The 15878-nt window shown below is 43.1% G+C and carries 11 protein-coding genes; 10 read left to right on the top strand and 1 reads right to left on the bottom strand.

The features are described 5' to 3' along the window. Positions 1-145: 145 nt before the first annotated feature. The 8 genes from BM398_RS07630 (at position 146) to clpB (ending at position 13222) form a co-directional block, all read left to right on the top strand. A complete protein-coding gene (locus tag BM398_RS07630) occupies positions 146-928 on the top strand; it encodes a hypothetical protein (protein ID WP_092337151.1) in 783 nt (260 codons plus the stop codon). Positions 929-1046: 118 nt separating this feature from the next. Continuing rightward, positions 1047-1253, top strand: a complete 207-nt coding sequence (locus tag BM398_RS07625) for a hypothetical protein (protein WP_092337150.1) — start codon at positions 1047-1049, stop codon at positions 1251-1253. 104 nt (positions 1254-1357) lie between these two features. Next, positions 1358-1867: a hypothetical protein gene (locus BM398_RS07620; RefSeq protein WP_092337149.1), complete on the top strand. Its 510-nt coding sequence runs from the start codon at positions 1358-1360 to the stop codon at positions 1865-1867. A 236-nt stretch (positions 1868-2103) separates the two neighbouring features. Next, entirely contained in the window at positions 2104-4587 is a 2484-nt protein-coding gene (locus BM398_RS07615) for an efflux RND transporter permease subunit (RefSeq protein WP_092337148.1), read from the top strand. 1 nt (position 4588) lies between these two features. Beyond that, entirely contained in the window at positions 4589-8302 is a 3714-nt protein-coding gene (locus BM398_RS07610) for a GLUG motif-containing protein (protein ID WP_092337147.1), read from the top strand. Between the two features lie 81 nt (positions 8303-8383). Continuing rightward, the gene (locus BM398_RS17405; RefSeq protein ID WP_242949779.1) at positions 8384-9502 is read left to right on the top strand and encodes a cob(I)yrinic acid a,c-diamide adenosyltransferase; all 1119 of its coding nucleotides are present in this window, start codon (positions 8384-8386) and stop codon (positions 9500-9502) included. A gap of 74 nt (positions 9503-9576) precedes the next feature. Further along, a complete protein-coding gene (locus BM398_RS07600; protein WP_092337146.1) occupies positions 9577-10347 on the top strand; it encodes an HD domain-containing protein in 771 nt (256 codons plus the stop codon). A gap of 283 nt (positions 10348-10630) precedes the next feature. Beyond that, positions 10631-13222 (top strand): ATP-dependent chaperone ClpB, encoded by a 2592-nt coding sequence (clpB, locus tag BM398_RS07595; RefSeq protein ID WP_092337145.1) that lies wholly within the window; start codon positions 10631-10633, stop codon positions 13220-13222. Between the two features lie 465 nt (positions 13223-13687). Here clpB and BM398_RS07590 read toward each other — a convergent pair whose 3' ends face one another. After that, the gene (locus BM398_RS07590) at positions 13688-13870 is read right to left on the bottom strand and encodes a DUF4250 domain-containing protein (protein ID WP_092337144.1); all 183 of its coding nucleotides are present in this window, start codon (positions 13868-13870) and stop codon (positions 13688-13690) included. 494 nt (positions 13871-14364) lie between these two features. Here BM398_RS07590 and BM398_RS07585 point away from each other — a divergent pair, with 494 nt between their 5' ends. Both BM398_RS07585 and BM398_RS07580 read left to right on the top strand, forming a co-directional pair. Continuing rightward, positions 14365-15090, top strand: coding sequence for a CpsB/CapC family capsule biosynthesis tyrosine phosphatase (locus BM398_RS07585; protein WP_139233794.1), 726 nt, complete (start codon positions 14365-14367; stop codon positions 15088-15090). A 60-nt stretch (positions 15091-15150) separates the two neighbouring features. Then, positions 15151-15864 carry a YveK family protein gene (locus tag BM398_RS07580; protein WP_026656839.1) on the top strand — a complete coding sequence of 238 codons (714 nt, stop codon included), beginning with the start codon at positions 15151-15153 and terminating at the stop codon, positions 15862-15864. Positions 15865-15878: the final 14 nt, after the last annotated feature.

Here is a 15878-nt window from a genome sequence, read left to right as displayed (position 1 = left end):
TTCAAACAGGCAAAAAACGCTTGCACATACGGGAAAACGTCCTTTGCTTAACTTGGAAAAACGGCGACGTATAGTTATAATGGGGGAATAAATATTAACAGAGGATTGATGAAGAGAGAGATTTTTATATAGAAGGGAGTTTTGTATGAAAAAACAGATTGTTGCTTGCATGTCCATGGTGCTTGTGTTGACAGGGTGCATGGCCGGAAAGGATGCGGCATCTGATGATGTTATGGGAACTGCAGAGGCTTCTGCTATTGCAAGTACCGATGTGACAGGAGAAAGTTCTTCCGAAGAAAACAGCATATCAAGCGAACCTTACGGCGTATATAGCAGAATAAGCAAAGAGGGAGAATTAGAGCAGGAATTCATATATTCGCTACGTGAAGATGGAACAGGTCTTGTGCGTTGTATGGATGATTTTAGGATTACATGGGATGATAAAAATATATATTGGGAAGTTCCGACAGAGGAAGGCTTTGAATCTCATGAATATAAACTTGAAGGGAATATCCTGAAAGTAAAAGAGGTTGACGGCTGGCAGGAATATACTAAAAAGCCCGGAGACGATCCGATAGAGAATGGCGATTTGGTTGAGTTTGCAGGAGTTTATAGAAAGATAGAAAATTCAGAAGCTGAAAAGGAAAATGCAAAGACGTATGGTGATATGTATTTTAGCTATGGAGGAATGATCGGAGGCGGAGAAGGTTATCCTCAGGTTTGGCCTGATAAGATCACCAAAAATGAAGATGGTTCGTATCTTTGCGAATATGATAATTATGACTTTGAATATATTATTTATCCCGAGGGTGTGATAGGTGAAAAAGAAGCAGATAAGCCTGATCTGAAGGATAAGGTATATATCAGGGCAATCAAGAATGGCGATGAAGCTGAGGGAATTTTGTACTGCAGATATGCGCAATTTTGATTTAGTACAAAATGAACACAATATGTTAAAAAAATGCTAATAAACTTTGTTGTCGCTTCCAAAAGGATGGGGTATTATGGGTTATGACAAAATTAACATTCTGAAAGGAAACGAGTAGATGAAAAAGAAGCTTATTTGCATTTTGGCACTTGCTATGGTAATGACCGGATGTTCATCCAAAAATGCAGAATCTGATGCGGAAAAAGAAGCTGCGCTTGAGACTATCAGAACAGGCGGAGAAAGCGGCTTTTCCAAAGAAGATAACACTATCACAATAGGTAGTGTAGATAATGCCGACGCTACAGAGAGCGAAATGGCAAACTAATTTTGAAGAGAACACTCGTAAATTACACATAGAAATATATGTTATGATGATTACATTCCGATTAACATAATGGTTTTTGCTTGATTAAGAAAGGAATTGAGGAGATGAAAAAAAGGATTATCAGTATTTTAGCACTCGCGTTAGTGTTTACCGGGTGTTCTTTTAACAATTCAAATTCGGATTCAGACACAGCTGATGCACTTGCAAGTATGTTTGCAGATGAAGAGGATATCAGCACTGGAGCAAACAATTCAGCGGCAAAAGATACTTCTTCTGCAGCAAAATCAGCAGATGACAGTTCATCAAAGGCTGCTACCAAAGAGAGAAACGGCGCTCCGGGAAGTGACAATGTTGTGAGCGACAAACCTGTAGGTATTTATTCGAGAGAATATACAGAGGAAATCGACGGCCAAGAAGTAAAGCAGATCTTTTCCGTTACATTTAATGAAGACGGAACAGGAAGCCTTACCCTCCAGGATACAGTAAAGATAACCTGGGCCGATGGCAAAATAACCACAGAAGGTGGCGACACTTACGAATACGAGTTCAAACCTTCCACCGACGTCCTCAGAATCAAAGAAGAATCCGGATGGGAAGATTACTGCAAAAAGTGATCAAAAGGCATATCGCGATACCGCGGTATGCCTTTTTGTATCATATGGAATTTTGGAGAAATTCCATATGATACAAAAAACGCTCCCCAAGGGCTGCTATCCCCGAAACTGTGGTGGCAAAGGCCTTGGTTGTTAATGCTCACTCAGTGGTGTACAATATATAGTGTATATATAAATTAAATAACGAGCAGTGATGCGTGGATATTCATTATGAAGGAATTTTTGAGGGGGCGAAAATGAGTAGTAATGAAAAGGCCGGAAACAGCTTTATGCTTAAGATCTGTACGTTTATCGTGGATAAGCGTAATCTTTTTTTCTTGATATATGCGATCGTGTGCATATTTTCTGTGATATCGAGGGGCTGGGTAGGTGTAGAGAATAAGCTTCCCAAGTATCTTCCGAAAACTTCAGAGACATATAGGGGACTTGAACTTATGGAGGAGCAGTTTACGACTTACGGCTCCGCTAAAGTGATGGTTGCGAATATATCATATGACCAGGCACTTCTGATACAGGAGGATGTTGAGAAGATATCGGGAGTTTTTTCGGCGGAAATTGATGATTCGGATGAGCACTATGCCAACGGCTCTGCGCTCTTTAATATTACCTTTGATTATGATGAGACCAATGATAAATGCCTTGAGCTACTTGATACGGTAAAAGAGTATTTTGAACCGTACGATTATTACCTGACCACGACGCTAGGCGATACGCAGTCTGAACTTATAGATCAGGAGATGAATGTCATCTCGGTTATCGTAGTTATTGTCGTTGTATTGGTACTTGTGCTTACATCGCAGGCGTATGCCGAGGTTCCGATACTCCTTCTTACATTCGGAAGTGCGGCGCTTGTTCAGATGGGCACGAACTTCCTTCTTGGCACAATTTCTTTTGTCTCCAATTCGGTTACGATAGTTCTTCAGCTTGCACTGTCAGTCGACTATGCGGTCATTTTCCTAAACAGATACAAAGAAGAGCATATGACGCTTGAGCCCAGAGAAGCGTGTATCGTGGCGCTCTCCAAATCAATTCCCGAGATAACGGGAAGTTCTCTGACTACGATTGGAGGCCTTGTTGCCATGCTGTTCATGCAGTTTGGAATCGGCGCGGATATGGGTATTGTACTTATCAAGGCAATTATCCTGAGTCTGTTGTCGGTATTTCTTTTGATGCCCGGAATTATCATGGTATTTGCGGGACTTCTTGAAAAGACTAAGCACAAAAATTTCATCCCGCAGATTCCTTTTGTGGGCATGTTTGCTTACAAAACAAGATATATCATTGCGCCGCTCTTCGTTGTGCTGATAATTGTTGCAAACAGGGTTTCTGCAAAAACCCCGTATGTATACGGCTATTCACAGATTACGCCTCCCCTTACCAACGCTGTTCAGAGGGCAGAGAATATCCAGAAGGAGAATTTTGCGTCGGATAACATGATGGCTCTTGTTTTTCCGGCAGGTGATTATGACAGGGAAAAGAGACTGATCGATGAGATCCTCTTGGAGGATGATGTTACGTCTGTTACAGGTCTTGCAAATACTGAGGCGATGAACGGTTATACATTGACGGAGAAGCTTACACCGAGGCAGTTTTCGGAACTTTTAAATATCGACTACGAGGTGGCTGAGCTTGTCTACGCCGCATACGCCGTCAATGACGAGGACTATGCCAAGGCGGTCAACGGTCTTGCCAATTACAAGGTGCCGCTGATCGACATGTTCATGTTTGTTTATAAAGAAATCAAAGAGGGCTACGTCACTCTTGATGACGAGCTGATGAAAAAGCTCGAAGATGCAAACAGGATGATGAACTTTGCAAAGAAACAGCTTGAGAGCGACGAATATTCAAGAATACTTATTTATGTGGATCTTCCTCAGGAGTCGGATGAGACTTTTGATTTTATAGAAAAGCTTCACAGAATAACGGAGAAATATTACGCAGCGAGCAAGATCTATGTGGTGGGAGAATCTGTCAGCCAGTACGATCTTAAGAAGTGCTTTTCAAGGGATAACACGGTGACCGGAGTTATTTCGATACTTGCGGTTCTTGTGGTACTTCTTTTCACATTCAAATCAGCAGGTATGCCGGTTTTACTTATTGCGGTCATTCAGGGATGTATCTGGATCAACTTCTCGATACCTGCCATCCGGCATGACAATCTCTTTTTCCTCGGATACCTGATAGTAAGCTCCATTCAGATGGGTGCGAATATCGACTATGCCATCGTTATTGCAGGCAGGTACACAGAGCTTAGAGAGAGCATGGGCAAAAGAGATGCGATCATCGATACAATGAATCTTTCATTTCCAACAATCATCACTTCGGGAACAATGCTTGCCGTTGCGGGAACACTTATAGGAAATATGACGTCGGACTGCGCGATATACGGTATCGGAAAATGTCTTGGTCGCGGAACTATTATTTCCATTATTGTCACTATGTTTGTTCTTCCGCAGATACTTCTTGTGGGCGACAGAGTAATCGAGCTCACGGCGTTTGTTATGAATATGCCGCTCAGGCTCAAGCAAAGAACAGGAACCATGCGTATTGACGGATTTATCAGAGGCCGCGTTGAAGGTAATGTGACAGGTGTCATTCACGCCGTTGTAAAGGGCGATGTCAGTGCATATATCGAAAACGGCGATATCACTCCGATGGAGGATGAACCGATTGATGCGGAAGATATTGAATTCTATTACACGGAAGGGGAGGACATCTGATATGAAAAAAAGAGTGTGCATGCTTCTTCCGGGAATAGTTCTTTTTATCAATTCTGCTGTCTGTGTTTACGGAGAAACAGGAAATGACGGGCAGGAAACGATTACGACAGGCACGCAGACAGGGGCTTTGGAAGAACAAAAAGATGTTGATGCGGATATAAAGGATGATATCGATTCGCTTATTCCTGACGATATCGAGGAAATCACGATTGGAAGCGCTGAAGAATTTCTTAAGTTTGCGGAAAGTTGCAGACTTGATACATGGTCTGTAAACAAAAGAGTGGTCTTATCCAAAGACATCTCGCTTGCAAACACTTCTTTTGCGGGAGTGCCGACTTTTGGCGGAGAATTTGATGGCTGCGGACATACGATAAGCGATCTTTCCATAAAGAGTGACATGTCCTACGTGGCTCTTTTTTCCAATGTTCAAAAAACAGGTATTATTAGGAATCTGAACGTGAAAGGAACCATAGTTCCGACGGGAAAACAGGTTATCATAGGCGGAATCGTTGCGGACAATCACGGGCTTTTGAGCAAGCTGTCATACGAAGGAGTTGTTTCGGGCGATGATTATGTCGGCGGAATTGCGGGCAAAAACGAGCTTGAGGGAAACATAAAGGATTGCACGGCTAAAGGATATATAAAAGGTGTTCATTTTACCGGCGGAATAGCGGGCGAGAACATGGGAAATATATCGGGCTGTGTCAATGAAAGTGCGGTAAATACGACGAATGTAGATTCGCAGATTACCATAGACAGCATGAATACGCTTAATAAAGTTCTTAATATAATAAAGAACGGTGATAAAGGCAGTGATGAAGCAAGTGCTGATATAACAAGCGTGGATATCGGCGGAATTGCGGGAACTTCCATCGGCATCATATCGGGGTGCACAAATAAAGGGCAGGTAGGTTACAAGCACGTCGGCTACAACGTGGGAGGAATTGTCGGTAGGCAGTCGGGATATGTGTCGAGCTGCATAAATAACGGCGTTATCCGCGGAAGAAAAGATGTCGGCGGAATTGTGGGACAGGCTGAGCCGTATGTAACGGTTGACCTTAGCAGAGATGTCGCATACCAGCTCAACATAGCGATAAACGATCTCCATAACAAAGTTACAAAGACCTTGAAGGACGTCAAATATCAGTCGAATACTATCACGAACAGGCTTAATGTGATTCAGGAGTATACGGCGGGAGCCATTGAGGACGTTAGGTTTATTTCGAATGAAACGACTGATTTTGCAAACGGCGTATCAGGCGCAACGTCGGAAGCTTTTTCGAGAGTTCAGTATATTATTGAAGAGTCTGCAAAGGATGACGGACTTCTTGATAATGCCGATGATGCGATAGAGCATACTTCCGATGCGGTATCAAGTCTTAAAGAAACGGTGAAGGATCTTGATTATGAACAGTATATGTCGGAAGAGGATAAAAAGAAATATGAAAAGGCCAAGGAAACACTTGAGAGTATTGCGAGTCAGTATGCAATCTTAAGTGAACCTGCTTATAAAGCTTATTACAATAAATTTATTGCAGATGCAAAGAATCCGTCGACGCCTGCAGCAGCTCTTTATCCGAATGCTTCGGATCTTGATTATAGCGGAACGTTTGGATCGTATTCTCCTCTCACAGATTCGGATACCAAACTTGTTGAATCATATAATGTTCCCGGAGATTGGACACATTTATCCGATGGCAGGGCGTTTCCGGATAAAGAGGATGAGAGTGATATAAGTTTGGCAAAAGATGCTTCAAACTATGCAACGGTGCAAGCTGATAAATATGCCCAGAATCATTATCAGAGCGGCGTGGACGGCGGGGAAGGAAGTTTCTTTTACACAAGAGATCTTGCGGATGCGAAAGCAGAAATTGAAAGTTTGACAAAGAAGTACATTCGCCTTATGGCGGAAGAGGCAAGAGGTGATGCTCTTGACGCCATGAGTTCTTTGGAAGAGGCGACGGATCATCTGGAAGAAGCCGGAGATCAGGCAAAAGGAATTGTTAGGAATATCGCGGGAAGAGGAGAGATTTCTTTTCCCCGGTTCAGCGCAGAGTATAAGGCGCACACGGTGTCACTTGCCAACAATATGCAGGGGATGAACGACAACTTCGGGCTTCTTAATAACGAGATGAACAACGCGACGGGAGTTATCGTCGACGACCTTCAGTCTGTGGCGGATCAGTTCAATGTGATAATGAACCTGTATGCGGATGCGATTGACGGTGTTCTGGAAAAAGATTATTCGAATACATTTGAGGATGTATCTTTGGAGGAGGCTCTTATCTGCACGGATGCGACGATAGACGGATGCATCAACTACGGTGAGGCCTACGGCGACATCGACACATCGGGAATTGCGGGCACGATGGCGATAGAATATGACTTTGATGCAGAGAGCGATATTACGGGAATTAAGGATGCAAAGCTCAACACCTCTTTTATCTCCAAATGCGTTCTGCGCGACAATAAGAACTACAATACCGCGGAAGGTGAAAAGAGCTATATAGGCGGTATCTGCGGACTTCAGGAGATGGGAACCATCATAAACTGTGCAAACTACGGAAATATGAAGTCCAATTCCGGTGAGTATGTCGGAGGCGTATGCGGAAGTTCTTTATCCTACATTGTAAGTTCGAGTTCAAAAGGAATACTTGACGGAATGTCCTATGTTGGCGGTATAGTGGGCGACGGTGCCAATATCAGGGATTGCAGGGCTTTGGTCGATATCAAGGACGCTGACAGCTGGTATGGTGCGATCGCGGGACACGTGAGCGATGAGGGTGAAGTCAGGGGCAACTACTTTGTAAGCGATAGACTTGCGGGAATTGACAGAGTGAGCTATTCGTTAAAGGCAGAGCCTGTGCCGCATGATAGCAAGGATCTTCCGACTGATTTTGCGGATCTTACGGTTACTTACGAACTTGACGATGATGAAAACGGTGACGGAAAGACAATTGTCAAAAAGAGCAACAGGAAGTACGGCGATAAGCTTGATGAACAGGGATATCCGATTGTTGAACCCAAGGACGGATATTATGTGACATGGGATAAATCGTCGATAGATTCGGCTACTTCGGACCAGATCATAACCGCAAAGTATTGCAGATACAGGACAACAATTGCTGAAGAAGATAAAGAGCATGACGACGGCGAGGCTTATCAGAGTGAGCTTCTCGTTGACGGTAAGTTTAAGGCTGAGGATAAACTTGTGGTTGAAAGAAATGACTCTTTTGACGTAAAAAAATTCACCTCGGCAAAAGACTATGATGCGGAAACTCTTAAGAATTATACAACGCTCAAAGTCACCGTTCCCGATGACGGAGAGACTGTTCACACAGTTAGATATAAGCCTTTATACAAGATAAATGACGCGCTTGGTAGTTTCGAGGTTTACCTCGTAAACGGCGAGGAAGAACAGCTCCTTACAAAGACAGGCGAGATGGGAGAATACAGCACATACGATATCGAAGGCAATGAGTTTACTTTGAAAGTTAAATTCCCCAAGGCGGGACTTGCGGTGTCTAAGTATAAGTACATGGTTATCGCGGCGATCATAATCGGACTTGTATTTATCGCGCTTCTTGTTATTGCCACTATATGTGGTAGCAAGAAGGTACCTAAGATATTCAGGCGTATCGCAAGGAAACTTTCTAAGAGAATCGAAGGCAAAGAGCAGATCTTCTACGATGACAGTGAGGATGATAAGAAATAACATAAAACTGTAAAGAGTTGTAAAAAGGTGCAAATAGTTGTAATTTTATTCTGAACCTGTAAATAGTTGTAATGGAGTTATATGACTTTTGAACCATTATCGGTAGCTCTTGATGAGAGTGGGATTAAGAACTTCATCAAGCGCTACCATTTTAAAGCAAGTGAGAAAAAAGATATCGTGATGCTCTACAGGCAGCTTCACCCAAGAGTTCATGCAAGCTTTCATCATGTGATCGAGGGTGATACCGTCTATGTTGTCGTGACGCTCGGAGATGCGTTTGACAGCTTTCAGGACAGTTTTTTGCAAAGAGGCGAGATACAGAAAGCCTTCATAATAGACTGCCTCGGAACTGAAATGTTGTCACTTGCATATGAAGAAGTTGACAAAAAGATATTTGAAGAGACGGGGCTATATGTAGGAAGCTACGTTTTTGCCGGAAGCGACAAGATGCCGCTTGAAGATCTTGCGGCGGTTATGGCTAAGCTTGGGCAGAAGATTGTAAAGTGCAATGAGTCTTTTGTTCTTGTTCCGAAAAAGAGTGTTGTGTTCTCGGCAAAGCTACATAAGGAGAGAACCGAGAAGCATTCTGACTGCGCGAGTTGCAGTGCGGTGAGTTGTCCTATGAGGAAAGAGCCGCAGAAGAAAAAGAGTACTTCAAAGTCAGGGACTAAGCGTAAGAAGGGGCTTATCCATCTTTATACCGGAGAAGGAAAAGGTAAGACTACCGCTGCAATCGGACTTGCCGTGAGGGCAGCAGGCGCGGGCAGGAAGGTTGTCTTTTCACAATTCATGAAAGGAAGACAGACTTCCGAGTTAAACAGCCTTTCGCTTATTCCGGGAATTACGATTGTCAGAAGCGACAAGGAACTTGGATGGTTGCACCGCGATGATGACGAGCAGTGCGAGGCTTTTCGCGTTGTGCATAATGAAATCCTTGAAAAAATCTCGGAACTTATTCAGGCGGGAGAATGCGATGTTCTTATAATGGACGAGATTACTTACCCGTACAACTACGGAGTTATTGATAAAAAGAGGCTTGAAGAGCTGATAGATAATAAGCCGTCAGGCATGGAGATTGTTATGACGGGAAGAAATGCTGACGAGCTCCTTGCGGACAGGGCGGATTATATAACTTATATGGAAAAAATCCGTCATCCTTATGACAAGGGAATTGAAGCCAGAGAAGGGATAGAGTACTGATACGTTTAGCGAAGGAATATGCAGATTTTCTGTTTGTATTGATTCGCAAAGCAAAACGGTAGAGATATTAAAATATGAAAATTGACAGACAGAGAGTGAAGGAGCAGTTTGCTTCATATACAAGAAATTACGATCCTGAAGATACCAAGATAGCGCTTAAGATCGCGCATACATACAGAGTTGCCGATAACTGCGAACAGATTGCAAAGTCGATAGGACTTACGGACGAGGAGGTTGAATTTGCCTGGCTTTCAGGCATGCTCCACGATATCGGAAGATTCGAGCAGGTCAAAAGATATAACACTTTCATCGACTCTGAGTCGGTAGATCATGCTGAGTTTGGAGCAGATCTTCTTTTTGGTGAAGAGGGCTTGATCACTGATTACATCGATGACAGAGATTGGGATGAGATGCTTGAAATCGTGATCAGGCAGCACAATAAGTACAGGATGGATGAGAGTATTTCGGGAAAGACGCTTGTCTTTTGCAATATTCTGCGTGATGCCGATAAGGTTGATATTTTTAGGGTGAATGTTGAAACGCCGATGGAGGAGATTTACAACGTCACAGAAGAGGTGCTTCTTACGTCCGGAGTGTCTGAGAAAGTTATGGAGCAGGTCAGGGAGCGCCATGCTATCAACCGCGATATTATGAATTCGCCGGCCGAGCACCTTATCGGTCATATAGCGCTTACGTTTGAGCTTGTGTATGACAAGAGCCGCGAGCTTGCAAAAGAGCAGGGATATGTTCTTAAGATGTTTGAATTTCCCACAAGGAATGAGAGTACGAAGAAAGCGCTTAAGGAGAGCCTGAGCCTTCTCGAAGAGTGGCTTGGCAAGCATTGAGTGTATTGACAATTTGTACGCCCGGCCGCAAAGGTATATATTCGGAAATGCGCTGTGTGCGGCTGCGCAGTGATTTTCATACTTAAATAAAACCCGAAGATGCTTCTTATCACGTTGTTCAGAGAAGTCAGCATCTTCGGGTTTTTGGCATCGCGGGAGTTGACAATAGAAAATAACGTGTTATAGTTGTAGTAGAACAACTAGAATTATGAAAAACAGTTCCGAAATTTGCGAATAAAGATCGGAACTTCCTTGTAAGTGTGCGTTACATGAGGAGGGAATTATGAATATCCAGAAGTTTACACAAAAGTCCATAGAGGCTGTGAGCGGATGCGAGAAGATTGCGGTTGAATACGGCAATCAGGAGATAGAACAGGAACATCTTCTCTATGCCCTTATGACAATAGAAGATAGCCTTATTTCAAGACTTGTGGAGAAAATGGGCGTTGATACTGCATCTTTTATCACAAGGGTTGAGCAGGGAATCGGCAAGAGAACCAAAGTGCAGGGCGGACAGCCATATATAGGCGCGCAGCTTAATAAAGCTCTTTTATCCGCTGAGGACGAGGCCAAGGCGCTCGGAGATTCGTACGTTTCTGTCGAGCATATTTTCCTGGCTCTTTTAAAGCATCCCAATAAAGAGGTAAAAGAGATCTTTGCTCAGTTCGGAATCGACAGGAACAGATTTCTTCAGGTTCTGTCGGAGGTCAGGGGTAACAGAAACGTTACGACCGACAATCCCGAGGCAACATACGATACGCTCAGCAAATACGGCACGGAGCTTGTTGAGAAGGCAAAGCAGCAAAAGCTTGATCCTGTTATCGGACGTGATACCGAGATTCGAAACGTGATAAGGATTCTTTCAAGAAAGAGCAAGAATAATCCTGTTCTTATAGGTGAACCGGGTGTCGGTAAGACTGCGGTCGTTGAGGCACTTGCGCAGAGAATTGCAAGCGGCGATGTGCCTTCGGCTCTTAAGGATAAAAAAATCTTTTCACTCGACATGGGTGCTCTTGTTGCGGGAGCTAAGTATAGAGGTGAGTTTGAGGAAAGGCTGAAAGCTGTACTTGAGGATGTAAAAGGCTCTGACGGTGAGATAATTCTTTTCATCGATGAGCTTCATCTGATAGTCGGCGCGGGCAAGACTGATGGCGCAATGGATGCGGGCAACATGCTTAAGCCCATGCTTGCAAGAGGCGAGCTTCACTGCATCGGTGCGACAACGCTCAATGAGTATAGACAGTATATCGAAAAAGATGCGGCTCTTGAGAGGCGTTTCCAGCCTGTCATGGTGGATGAACCCACTGTTGAAGATACGATCAGTATTCTTCGTGGATTGAAGGAGAGATACGAAGTCTTCCACGGTGTAAAGATTATGGACAGCGCACTTGTTAGTGCGGCAGTTCTTTCAAACAGATATATTTCGGACCGTTTTCTTCCCGATAAGGCAATCGATCTTGTGGATGAGGCGTGTGCTCTGATAAAGACCGAGATGGATTCTATGCCTGCAGAGCTTGATGAACTTAACCGCAAGATCATGCAGATGCAGATTGAGGAAGCGGCACTTAAGAAAGAGGATGATTCTCTTAGTGCAGAGAGACTTGCCAATTTGCAAAAAGAGCTCGCAGATCTCAAGGAAGATTTTGATACGAGAAAGGCTCAGTGGGAGAACGAAAAGCAGGCGGTTGACAGACTTGCCGCCATGCGTGAGCAGATAGATACAATCAATTCCGAGATTGCGATCGCACAGAGAAACGGTGATTACGAGAAAGCCGGAGAGCTTCAGTACGGTAAGCTTCCTGCTCTTAAGAAAGAACTTGAAGAAGCGGAGGAACTTGCACATCAAAAAGAAGCGGATACAACGCTTGTTCATGAGAGAGTTTCCGATGAGGAAATTGCCGGAATCATCAGCAGATGGACGGGAATTCCTGTAAATAAGCTGACTGAGAGTGAGAGAAACAAGACACTTCATCTTGCGGATGAACTCCACCAGAGGGTTATCGGACAGGATGATGCGGTAACACTTGTTTCAGAAGCTATAATGAGATCCAAAGCGGGAATAAAAGATCCCGGAAAGCCTATAGGATCGTTCCTTTTCCTCGGACCTACAGGTGTCGGAAAGACAGAGCTTGCAAAGAGTCTTGCTCAGGCGCTTTTTGACGATGAGAACAACATGGTCCGTATCGATATGAGTGAGTACATGGAGAAGTACAGCGTGTCACGTCTTATCGGTGCTCCTCCCGGATACGTTGGTTACGAGGAGGGTGGTCAGCTCACGGAAGCAGTGAGAAGAAAACCCTATGCGGTAGTTCTTTTTGATGAGATTGAGAAAGCACATCCCGATGTGTTCAATATCCTGCTTCAGGTTCTGGACGACGGACGAATCACTGATTCTCAGGGCAGAACCGTAGACTTTAAGAACACGATTCTTATCATGACTTCCAATATAGGTGCCCAGTATCTTCTTGACGGAATAGACGGCGCCGGAAATATCAGCGAAGAAGCGCAAAAAGCGACGATGGAGGACTTAAGAAACCACTTTAGACCTGAGTTCCTCAACAGACTTGATGAGACTATCATGTTCAAGCCTCTTACAAAAGATAACATCGGCGGAATCATCAAACTTATCGTTGATGACCTTAACAGCAGACTCTCAGAACGTGAGATTTCGATAAGACTAACCGATGCGGCGCAGAACTACATAATCGATGAGGCATACGATCCGATCTACGGCGCAAGACCTCTTAAGAGATATGTCCAAAAGTACGTAGAAACCCTGTCAGCAAAACTCATACTTGAAGACAGAGTAAAACCTCACGACACCATCGAATTCGACGTGCAAGACGGCGAACTTATCGCTTCCGCTAAGCACTGAAGCATGAGAAATATAACGTTCTGCTATTGATGTGGTCCTTTACTTTGCGTTTTTGTGGCGTTTGGAATAGGAGAAAAAGAAAGTGTATGACTTTTTGAAATGATTTTGCCTAAAAAAGTCATGGGATTGTCGGAATTACGGAATCATTGACTCTGGAAAAACATATTGCAATCAAGGAAAAAGCTATTTTTGTTGATTCATATATTGGAAAAGTGTAGTGCGGTCAAAGGAAAAAGCTATGCTCTTTGATTCATATATTGGAAAAACTTAGTGTGGTCAATGAAAAAAGCTATGTTTCTTGATTCGTATATGGAAAAAACAAATTGGGGTCAAGGAAAGAATCTATGTTTCTTGACTTATATCAAGGAAAAACTATATTGGAATCAAGGAAAGAAACTGTATTCCATGATTCATATATGGTAATATCCGTATGAAGTCAAGAAACATATAAAAAACAAATACTAATTATGAGAATTGATTCCTTTCAGAATCATATTTATATCCAATACCTTCGAGCTTGCCGATAATCTCGGCAAGCTCTTCTTTACCTATATCAAGATCATCACAAAGAGCCTCAAGACTCGAGTAATTATCCCTCAATTTCATATTCATATAACTTAATAACATAACCGGATCCTGCGGTAACATGTAATACCTCCTATACACTATAATTTTAACTAATTCATATAATACGATGCTTGAAATAAAAGCTCAATTCTAAAAACATGAAAAGCATTTACTACTTGAACTTTATGTCGCGCTTCGCGCCATATCTTCCGCTGTAGAATTCCCAAATCAGCCTGTGAGCGAGTGCGCGTCAAAAGCTCACGACGTATACCGGTATGTGGGGATATATAAGCACTGCACGGCCTTCTGAGCTCGTCGGTACTTATGCCACGTCTTTTGTGGCATTAGTACCGCTACGAAGCGAGGAGAGCGCAAGCGTGCCGAAAGTGCTTATATATCCCCACATACCCCGCAAACGATCCCTGCTTTTGACGCCCCTCCTCAATATGTTGAAAAAAAGTATAATTCAACACATTATGTTGAAAGTGCCTATTTTGTTGGTGTATAATTTAATATGATATAAGTGCCTGTTTTATTGCATTTAATCGGATACTTATAATTTGAAAGCGAATGATATGCAAAAATCAATTGATATTCATTGTCATATTATGCCCGGTGTAGACGATGGCTCAAGGGACATTGAGACAAGCCTTGAGATGCTTAAGATAGCGGAGAAGAATGGAATAACCCACGTTATACTTACGCCGCATCATAAGCCCATGCATCACAATGTGAGCCCTGCACATAACAGGAGTTATCGAGACCGTTTGCAGCAGGCTGCTGATAAATTGGGGATAGATATCAAGCTATACTCGGGAAATGAGATATATTACAGCGATGAGACTCAGGAAGAACTTGAATCCGGCAAGATAACAACACTTGCAGATTCTGAGTATGTACTTGTGGAGTTTCATCCGACCAATACTTTTAAAGCAATACACAATGCGGTGTACAGGATCCAGTGTGCCGGATATATGCCGATAATAGCTCATGTTGAGCGATACAGTGATGTGGTTTCACATCCTTCTTATGTGGAAGAACTTCGTGATATGGGATGCTACATCCAGGTTAATTCATCAAGTATTATGGGCAAGTACGGCTTTGGAATAGGTCTTTTTACCAAAAAGCTTCTCAAAAAGGGGCTGGTACACTTCGTTGCGACCGATGCTCACGATACGGCAAAGAGAGCACCTGATATTCTTGATTGCAGAAACTATGTAGACAGGAAATTTGGGGAGGAATACGGGAGAAAGATTTTTTACGATAATCCCATGAGTGTCATAAATAATGAGGTTATCTGAGGGAATACGGATGTAATCGACGGTTCCCTTAATATGAAAAAATGTTTGTTGGAGTAATTGATGGATAAAAGAGACGACATCGTTGAAATTAATCTTGGGGAACTTTTTTCGATCCTTTTGGGAAGAGCGTTTCTCATAATCAGCGCCGGACTGTTTTTTGCCCTGGTAGGACTGTTTGTGAGCAAGTTTGTTATTCATCCCGTTTTTGAATCGACTACCAAGATTTACATACTTAACAAAGAGGAAAATCAGACGGTGACATATTCCGATGTGCAGATTTCAACGCAGCTGACTTCGGACTATGCGGAACTTATAAAGAGCAGATATGTTTTGGAAGAAGCGATACAAAGGCTTAATCTTGTCGACACAACCTATGAGGATCTTGCAAAAGTAGTTAAGGTTGATACCCCGTCCGATACCAGAATCGTTGCCATTACAGCCAAGGACGAAGATCCGCTTATGGCAATGGAGATAGCGAACTGTATCAGAGAAGTTTCAAGTGAACACATTACAAACGTTATGGATATAGATGCCATCAACGTTGCGGAGACGGCCAATGTTCCGACAAAAAAAGCAAGCCCGAGCGTCTTTAGATGGACGATTGTTTCGGGATTTGCGGGAACGGTTATCGTAGCGTTTTTCGTAGTATTGGGATTCCTTATGGATGACACTATTAAGAGTAACGATGATGTCGAGAGGTATCTGGGACTCAGCACTATCGGACTTATCCCTCTTTCTTCGGATGAGCAGGGAAAAAAGAAAAAGAAAAAATAAAATTAGAATGGAGA

It is taken from the genome of Butyrivibrio sp. M55 (assembly GCF_900116865.1).
Taxonomy (GTDB): domain Bacteria; phylum Bacillota; class Clostridia; order Lachnospirales; family Lachnospiraceae; genus Butyrivibrio.
This window is presented reverse-complemented; position numbering and strand designations above follow the sequence as displayed.

What these genes read in the sequence shown, in the direction of transcription:
- BM398_RS07630 (WP_092337151.1), top strand. Translation starts at nt 146, where the DNA reads ATGAAAAAACAGATTGTTGCTTGCATGTCCATGGTGCTTGTGTTGACA.
- BM398_RS07625 (WP_092337150.1), top strand. Translation starts at nt 1,047, where the DNA reads ATGAAAAAGAAGCTTATTTGCATTTTGGCACTTGCTATGGTAATGACC.
- BM398_RS07620 (WP_092337149.1), top strand. Translation starts at nt 1,358, where the DNA reads ATGAAAAAAAGGATTATCAGTATTTTAGCACTCGCGTTAGTGTTTACC.
- BM398_RS07615 (WP_092337148.1), top strand. Translation starts at nt 2,104, where the DNA reads ATGAGTAGTAATGAAAAGGCCGGAAACAGCTTTATGCTTAAGATCTGT.
- BM398_RS07610 (WP_092337147.1), top strand. Translation starts at nt 4,589, where the DNA reads ATGAAAAAAAGAGTGTGCATGCTTCTTCCGGGAATAGTTCTTTTTATC.
- BM398_RS17405 (WP_242949779.1), top strand. Translation starts at nt 8,384, where the DNA reads ATGACTTTTGAACCATTATCGGTAGCTCTTGATGAGAGTGGGATTAAG.
- BM398_RS07600 (WP_092337146.1), top strand. Translation starts at nt 9,577, where the DNA reads ATGAAAATTGACAGACAGAGAGTGAAGGAGCAGTTTGCTTCATATACA.
- clpB (WP_092337145.1), top strand. Translation starts at nt 10,631, where the DNA reads ATGAATATCCAGAAGTTTACACAAAAGTCCATAGAGGCTGTGAGCGGA.
- BM398_RS07590 (WP_092337144.1), bottom strand. Translation starts at nt 13,870, where the DNA reads ATGTTACCGCAGGATCCGGTTATGTTATTAAGTTATATGAATATGAAA.
- BM398_RS07585 (WP_139233794.1), top strand. Translation starts at nt 14,365, where the DNA reads ATGCAAAAATCAATTGATATTCATTGTCATATTATGCCCGGTGTAGAC.
- BM398_RS07580 (WP_026656839.1), top strand. Translation starts at nt 15,151, where the DNA reads ATGGATAAAAGAGACGACATCGTTGAAATTAATCTTGGGGAACTTTTT.